A 25,074-nucleotide genomic window follows, 5' to 3' on the forward strand; every position below is an offset into this window, starting at 1 on the left:
TCCGCGTCGCGTAACCTGTTCAGTTGCGAACCTTGCCGCGAGATCATCCAGTATTTTGGCGGCGGCGCGGATCACGGCGAGCCCGGCCCGCAATTCTGCTGGCCCATCCGCCGCAAGCGCTCCGCCCACGCGGCCTGACCCGAACCCGCAAGACGCCAGGCGGGCTATCCCGCAATGTCGCCGGCATCTGAGCCGCCGACATTGCCAGCCAGTCGCGGCGGCCGCACCACGGTGACGGTGCAGGTCGCTTCCGCGGCCACCTTGGCCGAGACGCTGCCGAGCAGCGTGCGCCTGAACGAACTCTGCCGTGCGCCGATAATGACGTGATCGACCTGGTTGGCCTCGGCGAATTCCAGGATCGCGGCGGCGGGATCGACCGCCTCCAGCACATGAGCCGACAGCCGGCTCTCATCCAGCTTGAGCGGCGTCGCCCAATGCCTGAGCGCGACCAGGCGGTCGATATGCTTGTTGGAGCCCTGCTCGTCGAGGGTACGGTCGATCGAGATCCGGTTCAGCTTGAGCACGTTGAGGCAGGCAAGCCGCGCCGACGGCAAGGTGGCGAGGATGCGTTCGGTCGTCACGCGCAGCGCCTCGTTCAGCTCCGGTGCACCTTCCACCGTGTCCAGCGCGACAGCGAGGATCGGACTCGATGCGATTTGGGCGGCGACGTCCGATTTCGCGCGCGGCGCCAAGACGCCCAGGTTGAAGCGGCGCCGCCACGCGACGCTGAGAGGATCACGTTTCACCCGCTCCGAGCGCGCGGTGAGCTTGACCTGGTCCGGATGGGCGAGATCGAAGGCGAGCTGAGACGCCGTCGGGTAGCGCCACACCGGCTCGATCTCGAGACACCGCAACACCACCTCCTGAAGCCAGGGCGGATAATCCGCCCGGATCTTGCGCGGCGGATGCGGGTCGCGCCAGAGCCGGCGCCGCATGGCACGCAGCGTCTCGCCCTCGCCGAACGGCCGCTCGCCGGTCGTGAAGAAATAGAGCAGCACGCCGAGTGAGAACAGGTCGCTGCGCGGATCGTCGCGAACGCCCAGGAGCCGCTCGGGCGCCATATAGGGCGCAGTGCCGTAAGGCAGGCGGAACTCTTCCTGCAACAGATCAGGCAGATGGTTGTGGTGCGACAGGCCGTAGTCGATCAGAACCGCCTCGCCTGAATCACGAAACATGATGCTGCTCGGCTTGATGTCGTGATGGATCACGTTCTGCCGATGCAGATCGGCGAGCGCGAGCGCGATCTTTGCGACGAGCTGCCGCGCCTCGTCATAGGGCAGCGGCAGGTCGGGGAGCCGCTTGTAGAGCGTAGCGCCAGGGATGCGCTCGATCACGACATAGGCCTGATGCGCGAAATCCCCGGTGCCGAAGCAGGCCGGCACGTGCGGACCTGCAAGCCGCGGCAGGATCATCATCTCCATCTCGAAGGAGACGATCGCGGCGGGGTCCTCGCCCTCCGACACCCGCGGGATCTTCATCAGCAAGGGCACGTCGATGCCGGGATGGGTGACGGTCCACAGCGTTGCCATCCCGCCGGCATGCACGCATTCGCCGATGGTGTAACCGTCGATCTCCGCGCCCGACTTGACCAGGGGTTTCGGCATCGCAGTCAGCGCCCTTGCGACAGCCTGTCGGCCAGCCAGGGCGGCAGTCCGTTGTCGCGGATCCTGCTTGCCGCGGTCGCGATGTCGTAAGGGGCGCGGCAATAGGTGATCTGGCATGAGACCGTGTCGAACAGCGCGAAGGATGCGGACGGATCGCCATCGCGGGGCTGGCCGACCGAGCCAAGCACGGCGAGCCATTGCCGCCCGCGCAGGAGCTGCACGGGAACGTCGGTCTTCGGCACGAAGCTCGTCATCTTCGCCGTCACCGACATCGAATAGAGCGCGGGGCGATGGATGTGGCCGCAGAACGTGACATGGGCGGGCGTCGCGATCAGGCTCTTGGCGGCGTCCACCGTCGAGCGGACATAGTGCCAGCGCTGGGGATGAGAGGCCTCCGAGTGCACGAACAGGCGATCGCTGTCCTCCACCAGCATCGGTAACTCAGCCAGGAACCGCCGCTGCGCGATGTCGAGCCGGCCGCGGGTCCATTCGATCGCGATTTGCGCTTCGGCGTTCATGGTCTCCGCCGAGGAGTTGACCGCCTGGTCGTGGTTGCCGCGCACGGCAACAGCCCCCTGGGCCACGAGCTCCATTGCGCTATCCACCACCCATTCCGGATCGGCGCCGTAACCAACGAAATCGCCGAGCAGGACGAACTGCTCCGCGCCTTTCGCACGGGCGATTTTCAGGCAGGCCTCGAACGCCTGCCGGTTGCCGTGGATATCCGAGAAGACAGCTAGGAGCACGCACCCTCCACCCCTCGAACTCATATTGAAAGCCGATAAGGCCAAATTGAGGGAGATCAAGAAGATGCGCCAGCGCTGCGCCGTTTACCAGCGCTGGCCTGCGGTGATGATGAAGGGCCTATCGCTCGTCCTTGGGCGGCATCCGGGGCGGCGGAATCGGGGTGAACACCGCGCCTTGCGCGCCGGCCGGCGGCGCATTGAACTCACCGGTCGAGGAATCGCCGCCGCTTGTCTCCAAAATGGTCTTGGGCGTCACATATTCCCGGACCATGTCGATCAGGCTGCCGTCGCCGCCGCCGAAATCCGCGGCCCGCCCGCCTTGAGGGTGACCGGCTGCGATCTCGTTCTGCGCGGCATGGGTCTTGTCGGCCAGCCTGTCGTCGTACGGCACCCGGAAGGCCCGGGGGATGCCGCTCGGACGATTGTCCTCATCCAGCGCCTCGACCCACAGATAGATCGAGCCGGGATCGCCTTCCAGTGAGTGCGGCTCGACAATGCGGGCCTGGAGCAGCTTGAAGGCGGAGGGCATCCGTTCGGAGCTGGCCCAGCCGAGCAGCCCGCGCATCTCGGTAAAGCTCACGACATAGAAGGTGCTGGTCACGACCACGGCGACCGCCTTCAATGACCAGTGCAACCGCGCATAGACCAGCACGACCAGCAGCAGAGCGCCGATGACCGCGTAGGCGACCGACAGCGTCAGGATGACGGTTTGCAGATTACTCACGGCGCATCCTCACACCGGTCTTCGGATCGATGTCGGCGCCGTTGGCGCGCACGTTGCGGAACGTCTCCAGCAGGGATTTCGGCCGCTGGTCGACATTGATGACCTTGCCCTCGGAATCGAGCCGGAAACGCACCGCGGTCTTCTCGTCGCCGGTATGGCCGAGCACGAGCTTGTTGTCGAAGATCACCTGCGCGGTCGGGTTGAGCTTCTGCACCTTCACGCTCGCCGTAACAGGCTCGCCGGTCGTTGCCTGGAAATGCGAAACGTTGACGGTGTATTCGCCGGCGACGATGCCGCGCACCGTGACGATCTCCTCGCGGATCGGCGAAGCGATCTTCTTGCCGTTGACGATGATGAAATCATTGGCCCCGCCGCGGTCGTCGCGGTCGAGCGTGAGGAAACCGGCCTCGCGGTGGCGATACCAGGCGATGTTGCCGGCGGGATCCTGCACGAAGAGGTCGAGATCGTCAGGATGATTGTCCGGCCAGTCCATCGTGATGATGAACTCCGCCTTGGAATCGATCTTGCCTTCCTTGGCGTCCGGCGAGACCGCGAGCAGCGCCAGGAAGAACAGGAACGCGATCACCTGGAGCGCCTTGAACAGCATCACGCCCAGCGGATCGAACGGCTCCTCGCGCGGATAGAGACCGAAATCATCCATCATGACGGCGCACCGGAACCTTTGCGCTCCAGCACCGGCGTCACGTAGGTCTCCGTCAGCACCACCGCATCCGAGAACACCCGCTGGGTCGCGGTATCCAGCATGTAATACTGGATCCGGACCAGGATCGAGCCGACGAGGCCGGCCAGTGTCGTGTACATCGCGACCGCCATGCCGTCGCTCATCAAGCCCATCGAGGAACGCATCGCGACCTTGTCGGCGGCATCCAGCCCCGCGATCGGCGCCAGCATGATGATGAAGCCGATAATGGTGCCGAGCAGGCCGAGCTTCATCAGCGTATCGGAGACGAAAGCACCGAAGCCGTTGGAGCCCCGCAAGCGATCAGCGAGGTTTCGCAATAGCAGCGTCTGGTCGACCGGCCGGTAGTCCTGCGCCGCAGCTTTCGTCACCAGGCTCTGGATGTGGTCGCGGACCAGTCCGCGCGGCAGCACGGCCGCACTCGCATCCAGCACCTTGCTGCCGTCCGGCGCCGCCAGCACCGCCCGGCAGCGCCGCGCCGCTGCGCCTTCACGCGCAATCGCCCGCGTGCGCAGGAAGCAGTGGCCGCAGGTGAGGACATAAAGCAGCGCGATCACGCTGGAAATGTAGGTCCGGTCCGAGGTCAGCATCAGGTGGATCAGGCCGAAGCGCCACAGCAGCACGACGGCGAAGATCGAGAGCCCGGTGAAGATCATCCAGAACAGCAGCGCGCTGCGCTCGGAGGGATCGGTCGAGGTCCCCGCGATCGGTCCAATCGTGATCGAACTCATGCTGCACCGCTCCTGGCTCGCAAGCACTGGCTTGCAACGCGTCCCCACCGATTAGATCAGAGCCGCCGTTTCAGGTCCAAAGACCCATGCCCAATCCGGCTTGGGAAATTTGCCCAAGCTGCAATTCACCCCAACCACTGCAATTGGCAAGGCGCGTCGGCGTTGTTAGGCTGACCTTACCAAACGTCGGGGGTGATCGCATGCGCCTCGTGCTTCAGCTTGTCGCCCGTTTGCTGCTCATCGTCGTGCTCTGCCTCGGAGCCGCGACCTTGTGGGCCACGTTCGAGGCCCATCGCAGCGTCGACCGCGCGACTGCTGCCTCGGCGCAGCGGGTCGCGCAGGCGCTACGGGCGCTGTATTGGCGCGAGCTTTTGTTGCGCAGCAGCAGAGCCCGCGAGCATCTGCTGCCGGTTCCAGACTGGCGCACGCTGGAGACGATGAAGCTGATCTCGCCTGGCGTCTGCGTCGAGTTCCAGCCGGCCGCGGCTTTCGAGAAGCCGCTCTGCGGCCAAAGCGAGGGGCTGGGCGCGACGCCGCCGCGCTGGTTCGCCGCCATCGTGCCCACCTTCCTCGGCAGCCACGCCGAGGTCATCCGGCCCGTCAGTCCCCGCGCCGCTTCTGCCGGCACGGTGGTCGCGACGCCGGACGGCGCGGCGGCCGTCTCGCTGGCGTGGGAGTACATCCTCAACGTGATCGATGTCGCGCTGCTGATGGCGGCGGCAATCGGGCTGTTGGCGTCGCTCGCGATCGCACATGCGCTGGCGCCGGCGCGCGCGATCGTCACCGCCCTGCAGCGCATGGCACGCGGTCAATATCGCACGAAACTGCCGCGCTTCCGCTCGATGGAGCTGGCGATGATCGGCAGCGCCGTCGGCGAGCTCGGCGACCGGCTGGAGGAAGCTACCGAGCAGCGCGCCGCCCTGACGCGGCGCCTGATCGAAATCCGCGACGACGAGCGCCGCGCCCTCGCCCGCGAGCTGCACGACGAGTTCGGGCAGAATCTCTCCGCTATTCTCGCCTTCGCCAACACAATCGAGACTGCGAGCACGAAGGACGACAGCACGGGAATCGCTCAGGATGCGCGCATGATCTCGCAGGCCACCCATCATCTGATGGCCTCGCTGCGCGACGCCTTGAAGCGTCTGCGCAATCCGCTGCCCGACGAGCTCGGGCTCGAGGCAAGCCTCGTCAATCTCGTCGACAGCTGGCGCTCGCAGAGCGCGGCGCGGCCGACGATTCAGCTCGATCTCAGGGGTGACCTCACCGACATCAGCGGTCCGGCCGCCACCACGGCCTATCGCGTGGCACAGGAATGCCTGACCAACGCGCTGCGTCACGGCGTCGCGCGCGAGATCAGCTTGCGCGTCGAACGCCGTGCCGGCGAGGACGATGCGCTGCTGATCCGCGTCGAGGACGACGGCGGCGGCGACGCGTCCCGTGTCGCGCGGTCGAACGGGTACGGCCTGACCGGCATCCGCGAGCGGGTCACGGCAGCCGGCGGATCGCTGTCGATCCTGCCTGCCCGCGGCGGCCTCAGCGTTGCCGCCACCATCCCGCTCGCTGCGTGAGGCCGGGATGAGCGAGGTTGCAGCAACAGGCATCTCCGTGCTGCTGGTCGACGACCACCCGATCGTGCGGCAAGGCTATCGGCGCGTGCTGGAAAGCCAGGGCGATCTGCATGTCGTGGCGGAAGCCGACAACGCCGCGGACGCCTACGGCGCGTTCAAGGCGCATGACCCCGACGTCGTCGTGCTCGATATCTCGATGCCAGGCGCGAGCGGGCTGGAGGCCATCCGCAATATCCGCGCGCGCAGCCCACGGGCGCGGATCCTCGTCTTCACCATGCACAACGAAGCCGTGCTGGTGAAGGCCGCCTTTGGCGCGGGCGCCAGCGGCTTCGTCACCAAGAGCAGCGAGCCCTCTGCCGTCGTGACCGCGATTCGCAGCGTCGCCCGCGGCGAGCGCGCCATGAGCGACGACATCGCGCATATTCTGGCCGAGGACAGCCTGTCGTCGACGGGTTCGCCGCTGGACCAGCTGGGCGAGCGCGAGATCGAGATTCTGCGCCAATTCGCCGATGGCGCCACCACCGAGCAGATCGCAACGCATCTCAATCTCAGCGTCAAGACGGTGCAGAACTATCACTATCTGATCAAGACCAAGACCGGCGCGCGTACGGATGCGCAGCTCGTGCGGCTGGCCGCGACCTGTGGGCTGACGAGGATCTAACAGCAAAGCTGCCGTACTGCCCTAGTCCCTCGAAGCTTCTCAATCTGCTGAACGAAATTGGAACGGAGCCGATCCGGCTCCGGTTAGTACGACAGAGAAGGAGCAAAGGGTCATGAGTAAGGGTCATCACAGAGCAGTAGACCATCCCCCGATTATCACCGTAGGCGAGCTCATCGACGAACTTTGCCGCCTGCCGGACACGGCCGTCGTCCACTTTCGCTGCCCCATGTTCGACCAGGAGCTGACGTTCTACCGCCTTCGAAAGCGGTCAAAGGACGCCGTCGAAATCGCGGTCAATGCCTACCCGGATAGTCCGCCGGTCGTGCCATCCGATCCTGCTCTGCACACTCGAAAACACCCGGCTTCCTCGCCCTCGCTTCGCTATGGCGCCGCTCTCCAGAAGACGCGAGGCTGATCGGCAGCACCCGGGATGAATGGGTCCTGCTGCCTCAGGCCGCCTTCAGCCCGCGCAGCAGCAGAGCGAGCGTCGCATCGACGCGTGCGGAGAGATCAGCGTCCTTCCACTCGTCGGCATGGGCCGGATGGTGGAAGCGGACGGTCGCATCGAAGATCGCTCGCGCGGTTGCCTTGACGTCGCCCACGGCGAATTCGCCTCGCTTTACGCCATCGGTCAGGATCGCCGCGATCTGGTCGATCATGGTGTCCTTGTGACATTTGACGGCCGCGCAGGCCTCGCGCGCCAGCGTCAGGTAAGTCTCGAACATTTCAGGGTCGTCGAGCACGCGCGAACGCTTGGCTGCGAACAGCGTGCGCAGCCAGCGGTCCAGCCTGTCCGGCGCCGGCCCCTGCTCGTTCGCGATCGCCAGCAAGGGCGCGTCGATGCGGTCCAGCCAGCGTTTGGCAACGGCCTCGCGCAGCGAGGCCTTGCTGGGAAAATGGCGATAGACGCTGCCGTGGCTCACATCGAGCGCGCGGGCAACGTCGACCACGGTGGCCTTGGCAAGTCCGTAGCGCCTGAGCACATCCTCGGTGACTTCGAGGATCCGCTCCGGCGTCAAGACAACGGCTTCATTCATGCCAGCACCATGTTCCCGTTTTGGGGCTCAGTTACCCGGCAGTAGGGCTGCTTCCGAAGCGCCCTTGCCGGCCGTTCGGAAAGCCTATGCCTTAATGAGGCAGTTTTGCAGCCTGCGCCGCGATCTGGCGCGCCACCAGCAAATTGAGCCAATGCCCAATCACGCCGGTGAAGTTGAGGATTTCGGTCGTCATTGTCGTAAGTCTCCATTCGTCCGCGCTCCCCGTTCTTCGATCCGCCCTCCGATCCGGGCTTGGTTCGGATGTCGGGCTCCCCGGGGCTGTCGCGGGACGCCCAATCGGAGCGTCCGGGAAGGGATATACACGTCTCGCTGACAGATTTCAATATCTGTCAGTCAATGATCCGTGATTGACAGTTGGTTTCTGCGGCCAACGCCCCATCGGGAGACCGCTGCCGGCCGAGCCTGGGTGCTGGCGGCCTGCTCGGTCCAATCATCCCCCGCTACCTTGCCTCCGCCGTTTGTTTAGCCCTCCCCGCTCTGCTAAATCACGGCGTAAAAAGCATTTTGGCCGGCACAGCCCTCTCGGGCCGCCCGCCTACCTTGTTGGAGCCATCAGATGATCCCCCGCTACACCCGCCCGGAAATGGCCTCGATCTGGGAGCCGCAGACCCGGTTCAAGATCTGGTTCGAGATCGAGGCGCATGCGGCGGACGCGCTCGCCGAGCTCGGAACCATCCCCAAGGAGGCCGCCGAAACGGTCTGGGCCAAGGCCAGGGACGCCATCTTCGACGTCGCCCGCATCGACGAGATCGAGCGCGAGACCAAGCACGACGTCATCGCCTTCCTCACCCACCTCGCCGAGATCGTCGGTCCCGAGGCGCGCTTCGTGCACCAGGGCATGACCTCCTCCGACGTGCTCGATACCTGCCTTAACGTCCAGCTCACCCGCGCCGCCGACCTCTTGCTCGCCGACCTCGACAAGGTGCTGGCAGCGCTCAAGAAGCGCGCCTTCGAGCACAAGATGACGCCGACGATCGGCCGCAGCCACGGCATCCACGCCGAGCCCGTCACCTTCGGCCTCAAGCTCGCTTATGCCTATGCCGAATTCACCCGCGCCAAGGAACGTCTGATCGCGGCGCGGAAAGAAGTCGCGACCTGCGCCATCTCCGGCGCGGTCGGCACCTTCGCGCAGATCGATCCGCGGGTCGAAGAGCATGTCGCCAAGGCCATGGGTCTCGTGCCGGAGCCGATCTCGACGCAGGTGATCCCGCGCGACCGTCACGCCATGTATTTCTCGACGCTCGGCGTGATCGCTTCCTCGATCGAGCGCATCGCCGTGGAAATCCGCCACATGCAGCGCACCGAGGTGCTCGAGGCCGAAGAGTTCTTCTCCGAAGGGCAGAAGGGCTCCTCCGCGATGCCGCACAAGCGTAACCCGGTGCTGTCCGAAAACCTCACGGGCCTCTCCCGCATGGTGCGCGCCTACGTGACGCCGGCGCTGGAAAACGTCGTGCTCTGGCACGAGCGCGACATCTCGCACTCTTCCGCCGAGCGCATGATGGGCCCCGACGCCACGGTGACGCTCGACTTCGCGCTGGTGCGCCTCGCCGGGCTGATCGACAAGCTGCTGGTGTACCCCGCCAACATGCAGAAGAACCTCGATCGCCTGGGCGGCCTCGTACATTCGCAGCGCGTGCTGCTGGCGCTGACGCAGAAGGGCGCGAGCCGCGAGGACGCCTACAAGCTCGTGCAGCGCAACGCCATGCCGGTCTGGCGCGGCGAAGGCGACTTCCTCCAGCTCCTCAAGAAGGACACCGAGGTGAAGACATATCTCACCGACGCCGAGATCGAGGAGCAGTTCGACCTCGGCTATCACCTCAAGCACGTCGACACGATCTTCAAGCGCGTGTTCGGGGAGAGCTGATATTTCGTCATTCCGGGGCACACGCGAAGCAATAACCCGGAATCTCGCGCTACAATCTCCAGATTCCGGGTTCGATGCTGCGCATCGCCCCGGAATGACGACAGAACCCAGAAGAAACGGATCCCTCATGCCCATCGTCAACCGCGTTGCCGCCCTCTCCGACGAAATGGCCGCCTGGCGCCATGACTTCCACGAGAACCCCGAGTTGCTCTACGAGGTCCACCGCACCGCCGGCATCGTCGCGGACCGCTTGCGCGAATTCGGCTGCGATGAGGTGGTAACGGGCATCGGCCGCACCGGCGTGGTCGGCGTGATCCGCGGCCGCAAGTCGGCCTCCGGCAAGACCATCGGCCTGCGCGCCGACATGGACGCGCTGCCGATCATGGAGACGTCGGGCGTGCCTTATGCCTCCAAGGTCCCCGGCAAGATGCACGCCTGCGGCCATGACGGCCACACAGCGATGCTGCTCGGCGCGGCCAAATATCTCGCCGAGACGCGTAATTTCGACGGCACCGCCGTGATGATCTTCCAGCCCGCCGAGGAAGGCGGTGGCGGCGGCAAGGCGATGGTCGAGGACGGGCTGATGACGCGCTGGAACATCCAGGAGGTCTACGGCATGCACAACATGCCGAACCTGCCCGAGGGCCATTTCGCCACCACGCCCGGGCCGATGCTCGCCTCCTCCGACAACATCCAGATCATTGTTCGCGGCAAGGGTGGCCACGCCGGCGCCGGCCCGCACAAGTCGGTCGACAGCGTGCTGATCGGCTCGCAGATCGTGGGCGCGCTGCAATCGATCGTCGCGCGCAACGTCGATCCGCTGAAATCGGCGGTTATCTCGATCACGCAATTCCATTCCGGCACCGCCTTCAACATCATCCCGGAGGTCGCCGAGCTCGCCGGCACCGTGCGTACGCTCGATCCGGAAGTGCGCGATCTCGTCGAACGCCGTATCGGCGAAGTCGCCGACAGCATCGCCCGTGCCTATGGCGGCTCGGCCGAAACGAAATACACGCGGATGTATCCGGTCACGATGAACCATGCCCGCGAGGCCGGCCTTGCCGCTGACGTCGCGCGCGACATCGTCGGCGCCGATCGCGTCAACGACAAATTCGTTCCGATGATGGGTGCCGAGGACTTCTCCTTCATGCTTGAAGCGCGTCCCGGCGCAATGGTGCTTGTCGGCATGGGCCCCGGCAACGAGTGCCACCACCCGGCCTATGTCTTCAACGACAACATCCTAGGCCACGGCGCCTCGTTCTGGGCGCGCCTGGTCGAGACGCGGATGCCGGCGGGTTAAGACCGCAATCGCTGCGCTTGTAGCCGGGTGAGCGAAGCGACACCTGGGAAGCCCCCCAATATCGCTTCGCTCATCCGGGCGACAGTTCAACGCAAGCACCTACGCCTGCACCACCTCGTGACGCATCACGAACGGTGCAAGCAGCTTGTGCACCTCGTTCGCGACGGCCTCGCGCTGACCCTCCGCAACGCCGGCGAGCGTCACGGTCGCGATCGAGCCGTGGCTGCCGTGCGGACCGACCTTCACCTTGCAATCGATGCCGCGCTCGACCAGCGGCGTCAGCACCTTGGTGAACACGCGCTGCGCGGCGTCCCAGCGCAGCTGCGGCTTGAACACCTTTCCGACACCGGTCACCGGCATCGGATCGATCGGAATGACCTGCACCGGGACGGCCGCGCGCTCCGGCGTGCGCTCCCGCACCCACGCTTCCAGCTCGCCCGGCTCGACCTTTGCGCCCGGCTTCAACTGCACATATCCCACCGGCAGCTCGCCGGCATAGGCATCGGGCTGGCCGACCACCGCGGCGAAGCCGACGGCGGGGTGACGGAACATGATCTCCTCGATCGGCGCCGGATCGATGTTGTGGCCGCCGCGGATCACGAGATCCTTGGCGCGGCCGGTGATCCAGAGATAGCCGTCGGCATCGAGCCGGCCAAGATCGCCGGAGTTGACCCAGACCTCGTCGACGAAGGCGCCCCTGTTGTGCTCGTCATTGAGATAGCCGCCGAACACGCCGGGCCCGGCCATGATGACGACGCCGATCTCGTCGGTCGCGCAGTCACGGATCAGGCGTCCCTCGGAATCGAGCTGCACGATGCGCACACGCGCATAAGGCATGGGAAGGCCGACCGAGCCGAGCCGGATCGGCCGCGACGGATAGGCCAGCGTGTGCACGCTCGAGGTCTCGGTCATGCCGTAGACCTCGACCACCGGCAGCTTGAACTTGTCCTGGATCGCGGAGCCGACCGCGACCGGAATCGCCGAGCCGCCACCTGCCGCATATTTCAGGCTCGAGATATCCGCATTGCCCGGCGGCACCGCGAGGGTCGCGGCGAGCACCGTCGGCACACTCGACAGCGCGTCGGGCTTGAAACGCTCGACCAGCCGCCAGATGTTCTTCACTGCATTCGGATTGCGCCAGCCGCTCGGCGACAGCACGACCAGCGAGCCGCCGCTCGACAGCGTCGTCAGCACCTGCGTCAGCGAGCCCCCGACGTGGAACAGCGGCATGCCAAATAGCAGGTTTGCGCCGGGCTTCGCCTTCAGCAACAGATTGAGGGCCCAGGCCTGATAGACTTGGTTGGCATGCGTGTGCCGCACCAGCTTCGGCGTACCCGTGGTGCCGCCGGTGTGGAAATAAGCGGCGATATCAGCACTCGAAATCTTGCGTCCGCTGACGAGCCGGTCCGACGGCTGCTGCTTGATCAGGTCGCTGAAGGCAAAGATGCCTTTCGCTGGATCGCCGCCGCCGAATACCTGCACGACCGCCTTCAGGTGCTTGAGCTGCGGGCGGATCTGCTCGACCTTCTGCCAGATGTCGGTGCCCGGCATCGGCCCAAGCGCCACCAGGATCTTGGTGTTCGCGGCCTCCAGGATCTCGGCGATCTGGTGCGGCTCGAGCAGCGGATTGACGGGATTGGCGATGCCGGCGGCCTCGGCGCCGAACAGCGTGACGAAGGCATCCGGCACCAGCGGCAACATGAAGCTGATGACGTCGCCCTTCTCGGCGCCGAGTGCGTGAAACATATTGGCGGCCTGCGTGACGCGCGCGATGAAATCGCGATAGGTGACGACCAGCGGCGTGTCGGCGGGATCGGCATTTTGCAGGAACTGGATCGCGGCCCCGTCGGGGTTGCGTACCGCACCTAGCCTGATGGCGTCATAGGTGCTCTCGGCCGCGACGCGGTCGGCGTAGGGGACCTGCTCGAATACCCGGACCTCATCGTCCGTCAAAAGATCCGGATAGTCGTTGCCGATGAACCGATCGAGCGCGTGGATGCCCGCCATGAAATTCCGTCCTCCCTCAGATGCATGTCCCCGCCCCCGTATCTTGTGACATCTTGGTTCGGCGAGGCCCCCGACCGAGCGCCGGCCGAGCGCGGGCAGAATGATGGATGATTGAGCATTCGTCCATTGCCTACCGGCTGTGGCGCTTGAACCTCTGCGGCCGGTCGGGGGACCAAGAACTGACACTGAATTCGTCCGCCAGCGTCCTGCCGCAAGACTTGAGGTCATCATGACGACGCCCCCGCGGAATCGCATTGCACGGCTGATCGCCGCGTTCGCGACGGCATTCGCGATTGCTCTGCCCTCTGCCACTCTCGGCGCAGACACCCAGTTCGACAAGATGCGCGCCAAAATCGCAGCCTTCGTCGCCGACAAGATGCAGAAGCTGGGCGGGTCCCGCATCGTCTACAAGGTGGACACCGACGGCTTGCGGGAGGCGGTCGTCACGGATCTGCGCGACGACGTCTACAGGACCCTGCGCGAGGGCCGGATCGCCTTCTCCGGCCTTGCGATCCGCGACGGGGGCGTCGACGTGAAGATCGCGGACGCGAAGGGTCGCGACCAGCTCACGCGCAAACTCGCGTCGGCGGCCGAGGGATTGCCGGCGCATGCGTTCACCGTGACTGATGGCGGAGACGGTCTGATCAGGCTTGCACCGACCGATGCCGCATACGCCGAGCGGCTGCGCGACCTCGTCGAAGATTCCATCGCCATGATCGAGCAGCGCCTCAAGGACGCCGGCGTCAAGCTTGCCAGCGTTCAAGTCGATGGGACGGACCGCATCCGCATCCTCCTGCCCGGCGTGATGGAGCCCGAGCATGTCACCGCGATCTTCGCCAGGAAGGTCAAGGTCGGATTCCGCCTGATCGATCTCTCGATGTCCGCGGAGCAGGCGCAATCCGGCGCGCCTCCGGCAGGCACCGAAGTCCTGCTCGGCTTCAAGGACAGGCTTCCTTATCTCGTCGCCAGGGACAGCGCGCTCGAGGGCGACGACATCAGCTATGCGGGCCCGGGATTTGCGAGCGACACGAAGGAGCCGATCGCCTCGTTCCGCTTCAACGGCCGCGGCACGCGGCGCTTCGCCCACATCACCGCGGAGAACGTCGGGAAGCCCTTTGCCATCGCGCTCGACGACAAGGTGATCTCCGCTCCCGTGATCCGCGAGCCCATCACCGGCGGCTCGGGCCAGATCGCCGGCAACTTCACCCTGGAAGAGGCCAACAGCGTCGCGATGCTGCTGCGCGCCGGCTCGCTGCCGGGGCGCCTCGGCCTCGTCGAGCAGCAGGTCGTGCAGCCCGCCACCAAGCCTTAAGCGTCGCGCCATGCCCCGGCCGCACCGGCATCCCGGCCGGTCCGCGACGCCGCAGCCCACACCGGCTGCCCCGAATCACGCCCCGCGCCGTGGCCAGCCGGGCAACCAAGGGGCAATTGCCGAAACGCCCGACCACGCTAAAATTTGCCTCTTGCAGCATGACGGCCGGAAGCGTCATTCAAGCGGTCGTCATTCGATTTCGGCTATACGGGTGCCGACCAGGACTGAATGCCTTACGTGGGGTTAGTACCATGCCGTCCGGCAGCGCAGACATTTCGTCGATCCTCGACCGCATTCTCGACGCGGCCACGGATAACCTCAGGATCGCGAAAATCCTGGTGCAGATGGGCCTGGATCCCGACAACGTCACCTACGACGCGATCTTCAACCGGCTCTTGGAGATATTCGTCCACAACATCACGCTCGCCAATCTGTTTGCCGTGGTCGGGGCGGTCTTCTTCGTCGCCACCCTCTTGATGCGGACGATGGTGCCGCTGCGCGTCGCCAACATGATCGGCTGCGCGTTCTTTGCTCTCTTCGGCGCGCTCACCGCCAACGTCGCGACGTTCCTGCTCTATCTCCTGATGCTTCCGATCAACGCCCTGCGCCTGCGGCAGATGCTCAAGCTGGTCAAGAAGGCGCGCCATGCGGCCGAAGGCGACATGTCGATCGAATGGCTCAAGCCGTTCATGACCGAGCGCAAATATCGCCGCGGCGACACGCTGTTCAAGCTGGGCGATCCGGCCAAGGAGATGCTGCTCACGGTCACCGGCAAATTCCTGGTCAAGGAGATCAACGTCGAGATCGGGCCGGGCGCGCTGATGGGCGAGCTCGGCTTCCTGACGCCGGACAACCGCCGCACCGGAACGATCGAATGCATCGAGGACGGACAGGTGCTGACGATCACGTACGACCGCCTGCTCGAGATCTACTTCCAGGATCCGCAGTTCGGCTATTATTTCCTGGTGCTGACCAGCCAGCGCCTCCTGCAAAACATCGATCGCCTGCAGAAGCAGCTGGCGGCGGAGCGCGCGGCGACGACGAACAGGATCGCGTGACCGACGCGCGGGCCACGAGACGTCGCCCTCCGTCCGGGACTTTGCGGGGCCCCGCCGCAAAATCGCCCTAAAAACCGAATGGTAACCATGACGGGCTAGGGTATCGGCGTGACCAATTCTGAAACCATCCTGGTGTTCGATTCCGGCCTTGGCGGGCTCACGGTGCTCCGTGAGGTCGTGGCCGCGCGCCCGGGTGCGCACTACGTCTATGTCGCCGACGACGCCTTCTTCCCCTATGGACACCATGACGAGGCTGAGATCATCGCCCGCGTGGTGCCGCTGATGGGCGAGCTGATCGGCACGCATGATCCCGACCTCGTCGTCATCGCCTGCAACACGGCGTCCACCCTGGTCCTGTCTCACTTGCGCGCAGCCTATTCCGTGCCTTTCGTCGGCACCGTGCCGGCGATCAAGCCGGCCTGCGCGCAGTCCAAGACCCGCCGCGTCTCGGTGCTGGGCACCAAAGGCACGGTGAAACGCGAATACACCAAGGCGCTGATCCGCGATTTCGCGCAAGGATGCGAGGTGACGCTGGTCGGCTCGCCCGAGCTCGCATCGCTCGCCGAGGCCGCGCTCGGCGGAAGCCCAATCAGCGATGAGGCCATTCTGGCCGAGTTCGCCCCCTGCTTCGTCGGCGATGCCGCGGATGCCAGCGCGCGCACCGACACCGTGGTGCTCGCCTGCACCCATTATCCGCTGCTGCTCGACCGGCTGAAGCGGCTGGCACCCTGGCCGGTCGCCTGGATCGATCCGGCGCCGGCGATCGCCCGCCGCGTCTCGGATCTGCTGGGTGCGCGCACGAGCGGCGTCGCAGAGTCCGGTGCCGAGATGATCTTCACCTCGAATCGCGCTCATGGCCTTTCAGCCATGCTGACGCCGTTCTTCGGCGGGCGCGCACTGGCCTGACTTTGCGCCACAAGCGCGCGCTGCTAGGCTTCGCCGTCGTCACCTGCCCGCAGGCCTCTCCATGTCGATCCCGATCACGCCGCTCAACCGCCTCCGCCAATTGTGGCGCGAGGGCCGCCCCGCCTTCGGCGCCATTGCGACGATCCCGAGCGTGCAGACCGTGCAGATCATGGCGCGCTCGCTCGACTGGATCATCGTCGATCTCGAGCACGGCCCGATCGGATTGACCGAAGCGCATGCAATGATCGCCGCCACGACCGGCACGCCCTGCACCCCCTTGGTGCGGATCGCCGCAAACGAACCGTGGCTCGCGAAGGCCCCGATGGACATCGGCGCCTTCGGCATCAACTTTCCGATGATCACCACGCCCGCCGAAGCCGAGAAGGCGGTCCGCAGCATGCGCTACCCGCCACGCGGGGACCGGCTCTGGGGTCCGTTCCACGCCCCGTTCCGTTGGGGCCAGTCGATGCCGGACTACATGGCGAGTGCCGACGACGAGATGATCTGCATGATCACCATCGAGCATGTCGACGCGGTCAATCGCATCGACGAGATCATGGCGACGCCCGGCATCGACGTCGCCGTGATCGGCCCCGGCGATCTCGCAACCTCCATCAACAAGCGCGGCCGGATGGACGATCCGGAGTTGCTCGAATTGATCGCGCGCGCCGAGGCCGGCATCCTCAAAAGCGGCGTGCCGATCGGCGGCGTGGCGCGCACCGCCGACCAGGCCAACGCCCTGATCGACCGCGGCTACCGCGCGATCGCGCTCGGCTTCGACTGGTCGCTGTTCCAGCGCGGCATCATGGCGGCGTTCGACGGCATCAGGCGCTGAATCGCCGCAGCAAGCGGGTCGCCCCTGCCGCAAACGCGGCGCTATCAGCGTCCGCGGTTCAGGGGAAAACATGCTGAGGGAGACTTCGCTCGCGCTGTTGTTTGCCTGCCTCGCCTCAACAGATCTTGTCTCTCGCAGCAAATAATTGAAATTATTAAGTTATTTTGGCCGCAACCAAGACCACGCCACTTGGCTTCGCCGGCGCGCTGAAAGCGACGAACCCAGGAGCCCCAAGCCGGTTGGTTCATGCTAAGCACGCGGCGAGCGGTCGACGCGCTCGTTGCACATATTTTAGTCTTATCCTAGGAACCGGAGACCCATGCGCGGGACGCCCAAGACCATTTCGCTGCGGCGCCGCCTGATTTGCGATCTCATGCACGCCTCGATGGGCGTGCCGTTCGTTTCGCTCTCCCGTTCGCTCAATATCCGCCCCCTGCTGGACGCCCGCGCAGGTGCAACGGCGCCCGCCGGCTGGGCCGCAATGTTCGTCAAGGCTTTCGCCCTGGTTGCCCGAGACGAGCCGATCCTGCGCACCGTCTACGTCAAATGGCCCTGGCCGGCCCTCTATGAGCTGCCGAAGAGCGTGGCGCTGGTGGCGATCGCCCGGGTCGAGGCCGGCGAGGAATGCGTGATGCCGCAGCGAATCGCGGCCCCAGAGGCCCTGTCGCTGGCGGCAATCGATGCCGATATCCGACGCGGAAAGACAGCACCGATCGCTGACGTCCCGATGTTCCGCAAGATCATGCGGGCGACCCGGCTGCCGTTGCCGCTCCGGCGGCTGTCGTGGGCCATCGGCCTGAATTTCGGCCGCCAGCGGGGCAATTGGTTCGGCAGCTTCGGGGTGAGTTCGGTGGCCGCCTATGGCGGCGGCGAGCTCCACCCCATCACTCCGGGCCCCTATATCGTCAGCTATGGGCGCATGGAGCCCGACCAGACCATCCATGTCGTGATCCGCTGGGACCACCGGGTCACCGACGCCGCCCCGATTGCCCGGGTCCTGACCCGGCTGGAGCAGGTCCTGAACACTGAAATCGCTGCCGAATTGCGGGCGGCCGACCCCAAGCCGATCCGGGCGGTCAAGACCTGACCGCGAAGCGGTCATCCCGGGGCGGTGCGCAGCACCAAAACCGGGATCTCGAGATTCTCAGGGGCGCAATTGCGCACCATAGCTCGCCCTGCGGGGCGCCCCGGAATGACGGGCTAAAGAATTGACAGCGAACCCCAAACTCCCCTAAAAGCCGCCTGCTCGCGGGCCGATTTCGGCCCGCGAAGCGTTTCGCGACCCGTGGTCAAATCCCTTAAGCTTTGGGGATCGGATCTGTCGGTGCCGGGCCAGGCCCGTCACACAGGAGGGCGCGTTTCCTCAAACCATGCAACCGAAGAGGACGCGATGACTAAGCGCAGTGAGGCGAAGTACAAGATCGATCGCCGTATGGGCCAGAACATCTGGGGCCGCCCGAAGAGCCCCGTGAACCGCCGCGAATATGGCCCCGGCCAGCACGGCCAGCGTCGCAAGGGCAAGCTCTCCGACTTCGGCGTGCAGCTGCGCGCCAAGCAGAAGCTGAAGGGCTATTACGCCAACATCTCCGAGCGTCAGTTCCACGGCATCTATGTCGAGGCGAGCCGCCTCAAGGGCGACACCGGCGAGAACCTGATCGGCCTCCTGGAGCGTCGTCTCGACGCGGTCGTGTACCGCGCCAAGTTCGTCTCCACGATCTTCGCTGCCCGCCAGTTCATCAACCACGGCCACGTCAAGGTGAACGGCCGCAAGGTCAACATCTCGAGCTACCAGCTCAAGGTCGGCGACGTGATCGAGGTCAAGGAAGCCTCCAAGCAGCTCGCCCACGTGCTCGAAGCCAGCCAGCTGCCCGAGCGCGAGGTCCCCGACTATCTCGAAGTCGACCACGGCAAGATGACCGCGAAGTACACCCGCATCCCCGGCCTCTCCGACGTGCCGTTCCCGGTGCAGATGGAGCCGCATCTGGTCGTCGAATTCTATTCGCGCTAAGATCTGAATATCAAAAGGCCCCGGTTCGCCGGGGCCTTTTTGCTTAAGAGCCACACTTCAGTGGCCGCACTGCTTAGGAGCCATCGCATGCTCTACACCCCTCCCCCCGTCGATCCCAAGGCGCCGCCGGTGCGCATCAATCTGCTCTCGGACACGCAGACCAGGCCGACGGCCGCGATGCGCGAGGCGATGGCGCGGGCGGAGGTCGGCGACGAGCAGGTCGGCGACGATCCGACCGTGAACGCGCTGTGCGAGCGCGTCGCAGATCTGCTCGGCAAGGAAGCGGCGGTCTACATGCCCTCCGGCACGATGTGCAACGTCACCGCGACGCTGGTGCATTGCCGTCCCGGCGACGAGATCCTCGCCCATGAGACCGCGCACATCATCGCGCGCGAGGGCGGCGCGCATGCGGCGATCGGCGGTTTCCAGGTCACGCAGCTCAAGGGCGAGGGCGGCCAGTTCACGCCGGAAACCCTTCGCAAGGCGCTGCACCCGCGAACGCGCTACCAGCCGCCGCAGACCGTCGTCAGCGTCGAGCAGACCGCCAATATCGGCGGCGGCACGATCTGGAAGAAGACCGCGCTCGACGAGATCGTCGCGATCGCCAGGCAACACGGACTCGTCACCCACATGGACGGCGCGCGCCTGCTCAACGCCACCGTGGCAACCGGCATCTCTCCGCGCGACATGACCGCTGGCTGGGATTCGGCCTGGATCGATTTCTCCAAGGGCCTCGGTGCGCCGATCGGCGGCGTGCTCGCGGGCTCACGCGCTTTCATCGATGCGGTGTGGCAGTGGAAGCAGCGCCTCGGCGGCTCGATGCGGCAGGCCGGAATCTGCGCGGCGGCCTGCATCTACGCGCTCGACCATCACGTCGAGCGCCTGGCCGACGACCATGCCAATGCGCGGGCGCTCGCCCGCGGACTGTTGCAGATCTCAGGCATCGAGGTGCAGGAGCCCGAGACCAATCTCGTGTTCTTCAAGCCCGATGGCGCCGGCATCCCTGGCGACAAGATGGTCACCGCGCTCCGACAGCGCGGCGTGACGCTCGCGATGATGGACGGCCGCATCCGCGCCTGCACCCATCTCGACGTCAATGCCGGCCAGATCGAGGAAACGATCGGATACGTGCGCGAGATCGTGCGCGGCGCCTGAATCAGCGCCCCATCGCCTGATAGATCAGCGTCTTCAGCTCGAGTTGAATCCGGCCGCGCTGCGACGGCGTCTGCGCCATGAAGATCCCGAACAGATCGTCCTCGGGATCGATGAAGAAGAACGTGCCAGCAACACCGTCCCAGCGATATTCGCCGAGCGGCCAAGAGGTGCCCGGCGGCACCGAGGTGCGCACCGCGAAGCCGAGGCCGAAGCCCGAGCTTTCCCCTGGGTAGTACATCCGGTCGCGTGCGATCTTCGTCTCGGGTCCGATGTGGTCCGAAACCATCAGCGCAATGGTCTCGGGCTTCAGATAGCGATGGGCCTCATAAGTGCCGCCATTCAGCAGCATCTGCGCGAAACGGGCGTAGTCGCCGATCGTGCCGACCATGCCGGCGCCGCCCGATTCCCATCTCACAGGCCGCCTGATGTCGCGAACTTCAGTCGTCGGGCTGATGCTGCGGTCGCCCGGCATAGGCTCGGCGATACGTGCAAACCTGGCGGGATCGGCAACGTAGAACGCAGTCTCGCTCATGCCGAGCGGATCGAGCAGCCGCTCCTTCGCGAACTGGAGCAGCGTCTTGCCCGAAACCACCTCGACGAGGCGGCCGAGCACGTCGGTAGCAAAGCCGTAGGTCCACACCGTGCCGGGCTGCTCGGCGAGGGGCAGCGTGGCGATCTTCGCGACGAACTCGGCATTGGAAAGATCGCTGTTGAAGAGGTCGGCCGCAGCATGGAGCTCACGCACCAGTCCACCGCCATAAAAGCCGTAAGGCAGCCCCGCGGTGTGGCGCAGGAGGTCCTTGATCGTGATCGGACGCTGCTGCGGCTCAAGCACCAGCGAAACCTTGCCGTCCGCTGCTTTCCTTTCGATGCCCACCTTCATGTCGGCAAAGGCCGGAATGTACTTGGACACGGGATCGTCAAGTGAAAGCCTGCCCTGCTCGACCAGCATCATCGCCACGACGGATGTGATCGACTTCGACATCGAATAGAGGCGGAAGATCGTATCCACGCTCATCGATATCTGGGTGCCGACATCGCGAACGCCGAAATTCTCGTAGTAGACGGGCTTGCCGTGTTGCTGGAGCAGCAGGATGGCGCCGGGGATCTTGCCGGTCGCAACCTCGTTCCGGATGTAGTCGGAAACCTTCGCCAGCCCTTCCGTGGAGAGAGTACGGGCAGCGCGTCCTTCGGCGCCGGCCTTCGCACCGACGACGGCAACGAGAAGAACGAGCCCCGCGATAAACGCGCGGCGCCCACGCAATTCACTTCTCCATGGCTTCATAAACCGACCGCTCAATGCTCGCTGCACGCGCTCGCACTCGGTCGGGATCTGCTTCAGGAGGATGAAGAACAGGTCCTGCTTCGGGGCGATCACGAAACAGCACCCCGATCTTGCCGGGGGCCGCCGTGTCGCGCCAGCGCCTCGGCATGGAGTTCGGCGCCAGGCTCGGCGAAGCAGCAGAACACCACGCGCGCAACGCACGGCGCAGCAGCGAGCGCCTCGATCGTTGTGCGCACCGCGATATCGGCCGCCCGGTCGGCAGGAAAACGGAAAATGCCGGTTGAAATCGCAGGGAATGCCACCGAGGTCAGCTTGTGTCGACCGCACAGCTCCATCGATCGGCGATAGCAGGAGGCCAGCAGATCGTCCTCGCCGAGCGTGCCGCCATTCCAGACCGGGCCGACGGTGTGGATCACATGTGCGGCCCTGAGCCGATAACCGCTGGTGATCTTCGCGTCACCCGTCTTGCAGCCGTGGAGATTGCGGCATTCGGCGACGAGCTCGGGCCCGGCCGCCCGATGGATCGCACCGTCCACGCCGCCCCCGCCAAGGAGCGACGTGTTGGCGGCGTTGACGATGGCGTCGACGCCGAGTGTCGTGATGTCGGCAACGATGACCTCAAGCCTAGCGCCGGCGATCCGGCGCGTCAGCACGGTCACGTATCAGGCCGCGACGACGACGCCCTTTTCGGAGAAGAGCTGCTGCAATTCGCCGGCCTGGAACATCTCGCGGACGATGTCGCAGCCGCCGACGAACTCGCCCTTCACGTAGAGCTGCGGAATGGTCGGCCAGTTGGAGAACGTCTTGATGCCGTTGCGCAGTTCGGCGGATTCGAGGACGTTGAGGCCCTTATAGCCGACGCCGAGATGATCGAGGATCTGGACGACCTGGCCGGAGAAACCGCACTGCGGAAATTGCGGCGTGCCCTTCATGAACAGAACCACGTCGTTCGACTTCACTTCGTTGGCGATGAATTCCTCGATGCTCATATCCATGTCCTTCTGGGCCGAGCCCTCACCAGTCTTTTCGGGCCGGCTCGGCCGATTTAACCCGATACCTACCCATATATGTAGCCCAAACCGTTGTGCATCCAAAGTAAAATGGCGGCGACGGGCCCCCCGGGCGACAGTGCAGAGCCCCACAGGTCCATAGGCTGATGACATCAATATCATCGCCGGAGAGGACTTTCATACCGTAACGGAGCCCCTATCTAGGACGAACCCTGTTTGTGGAACCGGGCCGCGCGAACAACGTTCTCTTGTCCTGTCTGGAGAAAAACGTGACGAAACAAGCCTCAGCTACGGCCGCCCCCCAGCTTTCGTCACCGTCCTCCCTCCCGGACGACCTCGCCCAGCGGCTGGAATCGGCGTTTCTCACCGTCCGCAATGAGACCGAACGGCGGGCAGCGCCGCTGTCACCTGAGGACCAGCAAATCCAGTCCATGCCCGATGCCAGCCCGACCAAATGGCACCGGGCCCATACCACATGGTTCTGGGAGCAATTCCTGCTCGGCGAGCACGCCGAGGGCTACCGGCCCTTCCACCGCGATTTCGCGTTCCTGTTCAATTCCTATTACGTCAGCGCCGGCCCGCGACATGCGCGCAATCATCGCGGCGACATCACCCGGCCCAGCGCCGACGAGGTCGGCGCCTATCGCAAATACGTCGATGCTGCCGTGGTCGAATTCTTCCGCGAGGCCGACGCGGACAAGCTCCAGTCCTTGGCTCCGCTGGTGGAGGTCGGACTCAACCACGAACAGCAGCATCAGGAGCTGATGTTCACCGACATCCTGCATGCCTTTGCGCAGAACCCGATCTACCCGCCCTATGACCCGGACTGGCGCTTCCCGACTGCAACACGCAGCGGCGATGACTGGCTGCCCCTCAACGAAGGCATCCACACTGTCGGCCATGTCGACGACAGCTTCCATTTCGACAACGAGAAGCCGGCGCACCGCGCCCTCGTCGGCCCGGTCAGGATCGCCCGCAATCTGGTCACCAATGCCGAGTGGCTCGCCTTCATGCGCGACGGCGGCTACCGGACGGCAACGCTGTGGCTGATGGACGGCTTTGCCGCGGCCAGCAAGGAAGACTGGCAGGCCCCGGGCTATTGGCGCGAGGTCGACGGCGCATGGCAGGTGATGACGCTGGCCGGCCTCAAGCCGGTCGATCCGGACGCACCTGTCTGCCACATCAGCTACTATGAGGCCGACGCCTTCGCGCGCTGGTCCGGAAAACACCTGCCGACCGAGATGGAATGGGAGATCGCCGCCCGCACCAAGCAGCTCAACGACGCCTTCGGCCTCGTCTGGCAATGGACCCGCAGCTCTTACTCACCCTATCCCGGTTACCGCGCCGTCGAAGGCGCGCTCGGCGAGTACAACGGCAAGTTCATGGTCAACCAGCTGGTGCTGCGCGGCTCCTCGCTTGCAACTCCACAAGGCCACAGCCGTATCACCTATCGCAACTTCTTCTATCCGCACCATCGCTGGCAGTTCACCGGACTGCGGCTCGCCGATTACGACTAGTTCTCATCCGACGACAAATGCGCGCCGGACAGCGCGTTCAGGAGAGTATCATGAATGTGCACGCCAGCGCTTTGGCCGAAGCCCATCTTCCCGACGAGCAGACCACCGCCTTTGCCCGCGAGGCCATCGAGGACCTCTCGCAGCAGCCGAAAAAGCTGTCGCCGAAATATTTCTACGACGCGACCGGATCGGAGCTGTTCGAGGCGATCACGCGGCTGCCGGAATATTATCCGACGCGCACAGAGCTTGCGATCCTGAGAGAGCGCGGCGGCGAGATCGCAAACATCATTCCGGCGCACGCGGCGCTCGTCGAGTTCGGCGCGGGCGCGACCACGAAGGTCCGCCTGCTGCTCGATCATTGCAAGTTCGCGGCCTATGTCCCCGTCGATATCTCTGGCGACTTCCTGAAGGCGCAGGCAAACGGGCTGAAGCGGGATTTCCCGACGCTCGGCATCTATCCGGTCGCCGCCGACTTCACCACGCCGTTCGAGCTGCCCGGGCGGGTTGCATCCGTGCCGAAGGTCGGCTTCTTCCCCGGCTCGACCATCGGCAATTTCGAGCCGAAAGACGCCCAGGCCTTCCTGAGGAGCGCCCGCAGGATTCTCGGCAAGGGCGCGCAGATGATCATCGGCGCCGATCTCGAGAAGGACGAGCGAATCCTCTTTGACGCCTACAACGACGCCGCCGGCGTCACCGCGCGTTTCAACCTCAATGTGCTGGTGCGCATCAACCGCGAGCTCGGCGGCAATTTCGATCTCTCCGCCTTCACCCATCGCGCGATCTACAATCGCGCGCGGCACCGCATCGAGATGCACCTGATCAGCAAGAAGAGCCAGACCGTGCGGCTGCTCGGCACCAGCTTCTCGTTCCGCCCGGGCGAGAGCATCCACACCGAGAACAGCTACAAATACAGCATCGAGCGTTTCGCCGCGTTGGCGCAGGGCGCGGGCTGGCACGTTCGCGAGAGCTGGACGGACGCGGCGAACATGTTCTCGGTGCACGCGCTCGAGGTGGCGCAGTAGCGC

The 25,074-nt window shown here is 65.2% G+C and carries 23 protein-coding genes and 1 pseudogene; 13 read left to right on the forward strand and 11 right to left on the reverse strand.

Annotation, left to right across the window (positions count from 1 at the left end; genetic code table 11):
- Positions 1-164: 164 nt before the first annotated feature.
- The 5 genes from EHH60_RS26455 to EHH60_RS26475 all read right to left on the reverse strand — a co-directional run bounded on the left by EHH60_RS26455 (position 165) and on the right by EHH60_RS26475 (position 4,505).
- A complete protein-coding gene (locus EHH60_RS26455; RefSeq protein WP_124162325.1) occupies positions 165-1,604 on the reverse strand; it encodes a serine/threonine protein kinase in 1,440 nt (479 codons plus the stop codon).
- Positions 1,605-1,609: 5 nt separating this feature from the next.
- Complete coding sequence (locus tag EHH60_RS26460) at positions 1,610-2,350, reverse strand: metallophosphoesterase family protein (protein ID WP_124162326.1); 741 nt, start codon at positions 2,348-2,350, stop codon at positions 1,610-1,612.
- 118 nt (positions 2,351-2,468) lie between these two features.
- Entirely contained in the window at positions 2,469-3,074 is a 606-nt protein-coding gene (locus tag EHH60_RS26465) for a hypothetical protein (RefSeq protein ID WP_124162327.1), read from the reverse strand.
- Entirely contained in the window at positions 3,067-3,738 is a 672-nt protein-coding gene (locus EHH60_RS26470) for a DUF2135 domain-containing protein (protein WP_124162328.1), read from the reverse strand. The genes EHH60_RS26465 and EHH60_RS26470 overlap by 8 nt, the downstream gene beginning before the upstream one ends.
- Positions 3,735-4,505, reverse strand: coding sequence for a MotA/TolQ/ExbB proton channel family protein (locus EHH60_RS26475; protein WP_124162329.1), 771 nt, complete (start codon positions 4,503-4,505; stop codon positions 3,735-3,737). Before EHH60_RS26475 ends, EHH60_RS26470 begins: the two co-directional genes overlap by 4 nt.
- A gap of 200 nt (positions 4,506-4,705) precedes the next feature.
- Here EHH60_RS26475 and EHH60_RS26480 point away from each other — a divergent pair, with 200 nt between their 5' ends.
- Both EHH60_RS26480 and EHH60_RS26485 read left to right on the forward strand, forming a co-directional pair.
- On the forward strand, positions 4,706-6,073 hold the full coding sequence (locus EHH60_RS26480; protein ID WP_124162330.1) for a sensor histidine kinase: 1,368 nt from the start codon (positions 4,706-4,708) through the stop codon (positions 6,071-6,073).
- 7 nt (positions 6,074-6,080) lie between these two features.
- A complete protein-coding gene (locus EHH60_RS26485; protein WP_124162331.1) occupies positions 6,081-6,734 on the forward strand; it encodes a response regulator in 654 nt (217 codons plus the stop codon).
- A 449-nt stretch (positions 6,735-7,183) separates the two neighbouring features.
- On the opposite strand, the gene EHH60_RS26495 is transcribed toward EHH60_RS26485, so the two are convergent.
- Positions 7,184-7,771 carry a TetR/AcrR family transcriptional regulator gene (locus EHH60_RS26495; protein ID WP_124162333.1) on the reverse strand — a complete coding sequence of 196 codons (588 nt, stop codon included), beginning with the start codon at positions 7,769-7,771 and terminating at the stop codon, positions 7,184-7,186.
- A 577-nt stretch (positions 7,772-8,348) separates the two neighbouring features.
- Between EHH60_RS26495 and purB the strand changes: the two genes are divergently transcribed.
- Positions 8,349-9,656 carry an adenylosuccinate lyase gene (gene purB / locus EHH60_RS26500; protein WP_124162334.1) on the forward strand — a complete coding sequence of 436 codons (1,308 nt, stop codon included), beginning with the start codon at positions 8,349-8,351 and terminating at the stop codon, positions 9,654-9,656.
- A gap of 127 nt (positions 9,657-9,783) precedes the next feature.
- On the forward strand, positions 9,784-10,956 hold the full coding sequence (locus EHH60_RS26505; protein ID WP_124162335.1) for a M20 aminoacylase family protein: 1,173 nt from the start codon (positions 9,784-9,786) through the stop codon (positions 10,954-10,956).
- A gap of 99 nt (positions 10,957-11,055) precedes the next feature.
- On the opposite strand, the gene EHH60_RS26510 is transcribed toward EHH60_RS26505, so the two are convergent.
- The gene (locus tag EHH60_RS26510; protein WP_124162336.1) at positions 11,056-12,963 is read right to left on the reverse strand and encodes an acyl-CoA synthetase; all 1,908 of its coding nucleotides are present in this window, start codon (positions 12,961-12,963) and stop codon (positions 11,056-11,058) included.
- A 229-nt stretch (positions 12,964-13,192) separates the two neighbouring features.
- Between EHH60_RS26510 and EHH60_RS26515 the strand changes: the two genes are divergently transcribed.
- From EHH60_RS26515 to EHH60_RS26545, 7 genes are all read left to right on the forward strand, one after another.
- Complete coding sequence (locus EHH60_RS26515) at positions 13,193-14,275, forward strand: SecDF P1 head subdomain-containing protein (RefSeq protein WP_124162337.1); 1,083 nt, start codon at positions 13,193-13,195, stop codon at positions 14,273-14,275.
- A gap of 251 nt (positions 14,276-14,526) precedes the next feature.
- A complete protein-coding gene (locus EHH60_RS26520; protein WP_199752037.1) occupies positions 14,527-15,333 on the forward strand; it encodes a Crp/Fnr family transcriptional regulator in 807 nt (268 codons plus the stop codon).
- Positions 15,334-15,441: 108 nt separating this feature from the next.
- The gene (gene murI, locus EHH60_RS26525) at positions 15,442-16,239 is read left to right on the forward strand and encodes a glutamate racemase (protein ID WP_124162339.1); all 798 of its coding nucleotides are present in this window, start codon (positions 15,442-15,444) and stop codon (positions 16,237-16,239) included.
- Between the two features lie 61 nt (positions 16,240-16,300).
- Positions 16,301-17,074, forward strand: coding sequence for an HpcH/HpaI aldolase family protein (locus EHH60_RS26530; protein WP_124162340.1), 774 nt, complete (start codon positions 16,301-16,303; stop codon positions 17,072-17,074).
- Positions 17,075-17,393: 319 nt separating this feature from the next.
- Positions 17,394-18,161: an acyltransferase gene (locus tag EHH60_RS26535; protein ID WP_124162341.1), complete on the forward strand. Its 768-nt coding sequence runs from the start codon at positions 17,394-17,396 to the stop codon at positions 18,159-18,161.
- Positions 18,162-18,464: 303 nt separating this feature from the next.
- Complete coding sequence (gene rpsD / locus EHH60_RS26540) at positions 18,465-19,082, forward strand: 30S ribosomal protein S4 (RefSeq protein WP_061882948.1); 618 nt, start codon at positions 18,465-18,467, stop codon at positions 19,080-19,082.
- Positions 19,083-19,169: 87 nt separating this feature from the next.
- Positions 19,170-20,237, forward strand: a complete 1,068-nt coding sequence (locus tag EHH60_RS26545) for a threonine aldolase family protein (protein ID WP_124162342.1) — start codon at positions 19,170-19,172, stop codon at positions 20,235-20,237.
- Position 20,238: 1 nt separating this feature from the next.
- On the opposite strand, the gene EHH60_RS26550 is transcribed toward EHH60_RS26545, so the two are convergent.
- The 4 genes and pseudogenes from EHH60_RS26550 to grxD all read right to left on the reverse strand — a co-directional run bounded on the left by EHH60_RS26550 (position 20,239) and on the right by grxD (position 22,511).
- Positions 20,239-21,501, reverse strand: coding sequence for a serine hydrolase domain-containing protein (locus EHH60_RS26550; protein ID WP_199752038.1), 1,263 nt, complete (start codon positions 21,499-21,501; stop codon positions 20,239-20,241).
- A gap of 1 nt (position 21,502) precedes the next feature.
- Positions 21,503-21,630: pseudogene (locus tag EHH60_RS26555) on the reverse strand (serine hydrolase); the annotation flags it as partial.
- The gene (locus EHH60_RS26560) at positions 21,612-22,181 is read right to left on the reverse strand and encodes an O-acetyl-ADP-ribose deacetylase (protein ID WP_124162344.1); all 570 of its coding nucleotides are present in this window, start codon (positions 22,179-22,181) and stop codon (positions 21,612-21,614) included. The gene EHH60_RS26560 and the pseudogene EHH60_RS26555, both read right to left, overlap by 19 nt.
- A gap of 3 nt (positions 22,182-22,184) precedes the next feature.
- Positions 22,185-22,511: a Grx4 family monothiol glutaredoxin gene (grxD, locus tag EHH60_RS26565; RefSeq protein WP_194393118.1), complete on the reverse strand. Its 327-nt coding sequence runs from the start codon at positions 22,509-22,511 to the stop codon at positions 22,185-22,187.
- A 239-nt stretch (positions 22,512-22,750) separates the two neighbouring features.
- On the opposite strand from grxD, the gene egtB reads away from it, so the two are divergent.
- The gene (gene egtB / locus EHH60_RS26570; RefSeq protein ID WP_199752041.1) at positions 22,751-24,049 is read left to right on the forward strand and encodes an ergothioneine biosynthesis protein EgtB; all 1,299 of its coding nucleotides are present in this window, start codon (positions 22,751-22,753) and stop codon (positions 24,047-24,049) included.
- Between the two features lie 50 nt (positions 24,050-24,099).
- Positions 24,100-25,071 carry an L-histidine N(alpha)-methyltransferase gene (gene egtD, locus EHH60_RS26575; protein ID WP_199752043.1) on the forward strand — a complete coding sequence of 324 codons (972 nt, stop codon included), beginning with the start codon at positions 24,100-24,102 and terminating at the stop codon, positions 25,069-25,071.
- Positions 25,072-25,074: the final 3 nt, after the last annotated feature.

Origin of the sequence: Bradyrhizobium sp. RP6 (genome assembly GCF_003837805.1) — a bacterium.
Taxonomy (GTDB): domain Bacteria; phylum Pseudomonadota; class Alphaproteobacteria; order Rhizobiales; family Xanthobacteraceae; genus Bradyrhizobium.

Coding starts and splice junctions, on each gene's coding strand:
- egtD (WP_199752043.1), top strand. CDS start 24,100: ATGAATGTGCACGCCAGCGCTTTGGCCGAAGCCCATCTTCCCGACGAG.
- EHH60_RS26530 (WP_124162340.1), top strand. CDS start 16,301: ATGTCGATCCCGATCACGCCGCTCAACCGCCTCCGCCAATTGTGGCGC.
- EHH60_RS26535 (WP_124162341.1), top strand. CDS start 17,394: ATGCGCGGGACGCCCAAGACCATTTCGCTGCGGCGCCGCCTGATTTGC.
- EHH60_RS26495 (WP_124162333.1), bottom strand. CDS start 7,771: ATGAATGAAGCCGTTGTCTTGACGCCGGAGCGGATCCTCGAAGTCACC.
- EHH60_RS26485 (WP_124162331.1), top strand. CDS start 6,081: ATGAGCGAGGTTGCAGCAACAGGCATCTCCGTGCTGCTGGTCGACGAC.
- EHH60_RS26505 (WP_124162335.1), top strand. CDS start 9,784: ATGCCCATCGTCAACCGCGTTGCCGCCCTCTCCGACGAAATGGCCGCC.
- grxD (WP_194393118.1), bottom strand. CDS start 22,511: ATGAGCATCGAGGAATTCATCGCCAACGAAGTGAAGTCGAACGACGTG.
- purB (WP_124162334.1), top strand. CDS start 8,349: ATGATCCCCCGCTACACCCGCCCGGAAATGGCCTCGATCTGGGAGCCG.
- EHH60_RS26455 (WP_124162325.1), bottom strand. CDS start 1,604: ATGCCGAAACCCCTGGTCAAGTCGGGCGCGGAGATCGACGGTTACACC.
- rpsD (WP_061882948.1), top strand. CDS start 18,465: ATGACTAAGCGCAGTGAGGCGAAGTACAAGATCGATCGCCGTATGGGC.
- EHH60_RS26470 (WP_124162328.1), bottom strand. CDS start 3,738: ATGATGGATGATTTCGGTCTCTATCCGCGCGAGGAGCCGTTCGATCCG.
- EHH60_RS26480 (WP_124162330.1), top strand. CDS start 4,706: ATGCGCCTCGTGCTTCAGCTTGTCGCCCGTTTGCTGCTCATCGTCGTG.
- EHH60_RS26545 (WP_124162342.1), top strand. CDS start 19,170: ATGCTCTACACCCCTCCCCCCGTCGATCCCAAGGCGCCGCCGGTGCGC.
- EHH60_RS26475 (WP_124162329.1), bottom strand. CDS start 4,505: ATGAGTTCGATCACGATTGGACCGATCGCGGGGACCTCGACCGATCCC.
- EHH60_RS26510 (WP_124162336.1), bottom strand. CDS start 12,963: ATGGCGGGCATCCACGCGCTCGATCGGTTCATCGGCAACGACTATCCG.
- EHH60_RS26515 (WP_124162337.1), top strand. CDS start 13,193: ATGACGACGCCCCCGCGGAATCGCATTGCACGGCTGATCGCCGCGTTC.
- EHH60_RS26520 (WP_199752037.1), top strand. CDS start 14,527: ATGCCGTCCGGCAGCGCAGACATTTCGTCGATCCTCGACCGCATTCTC.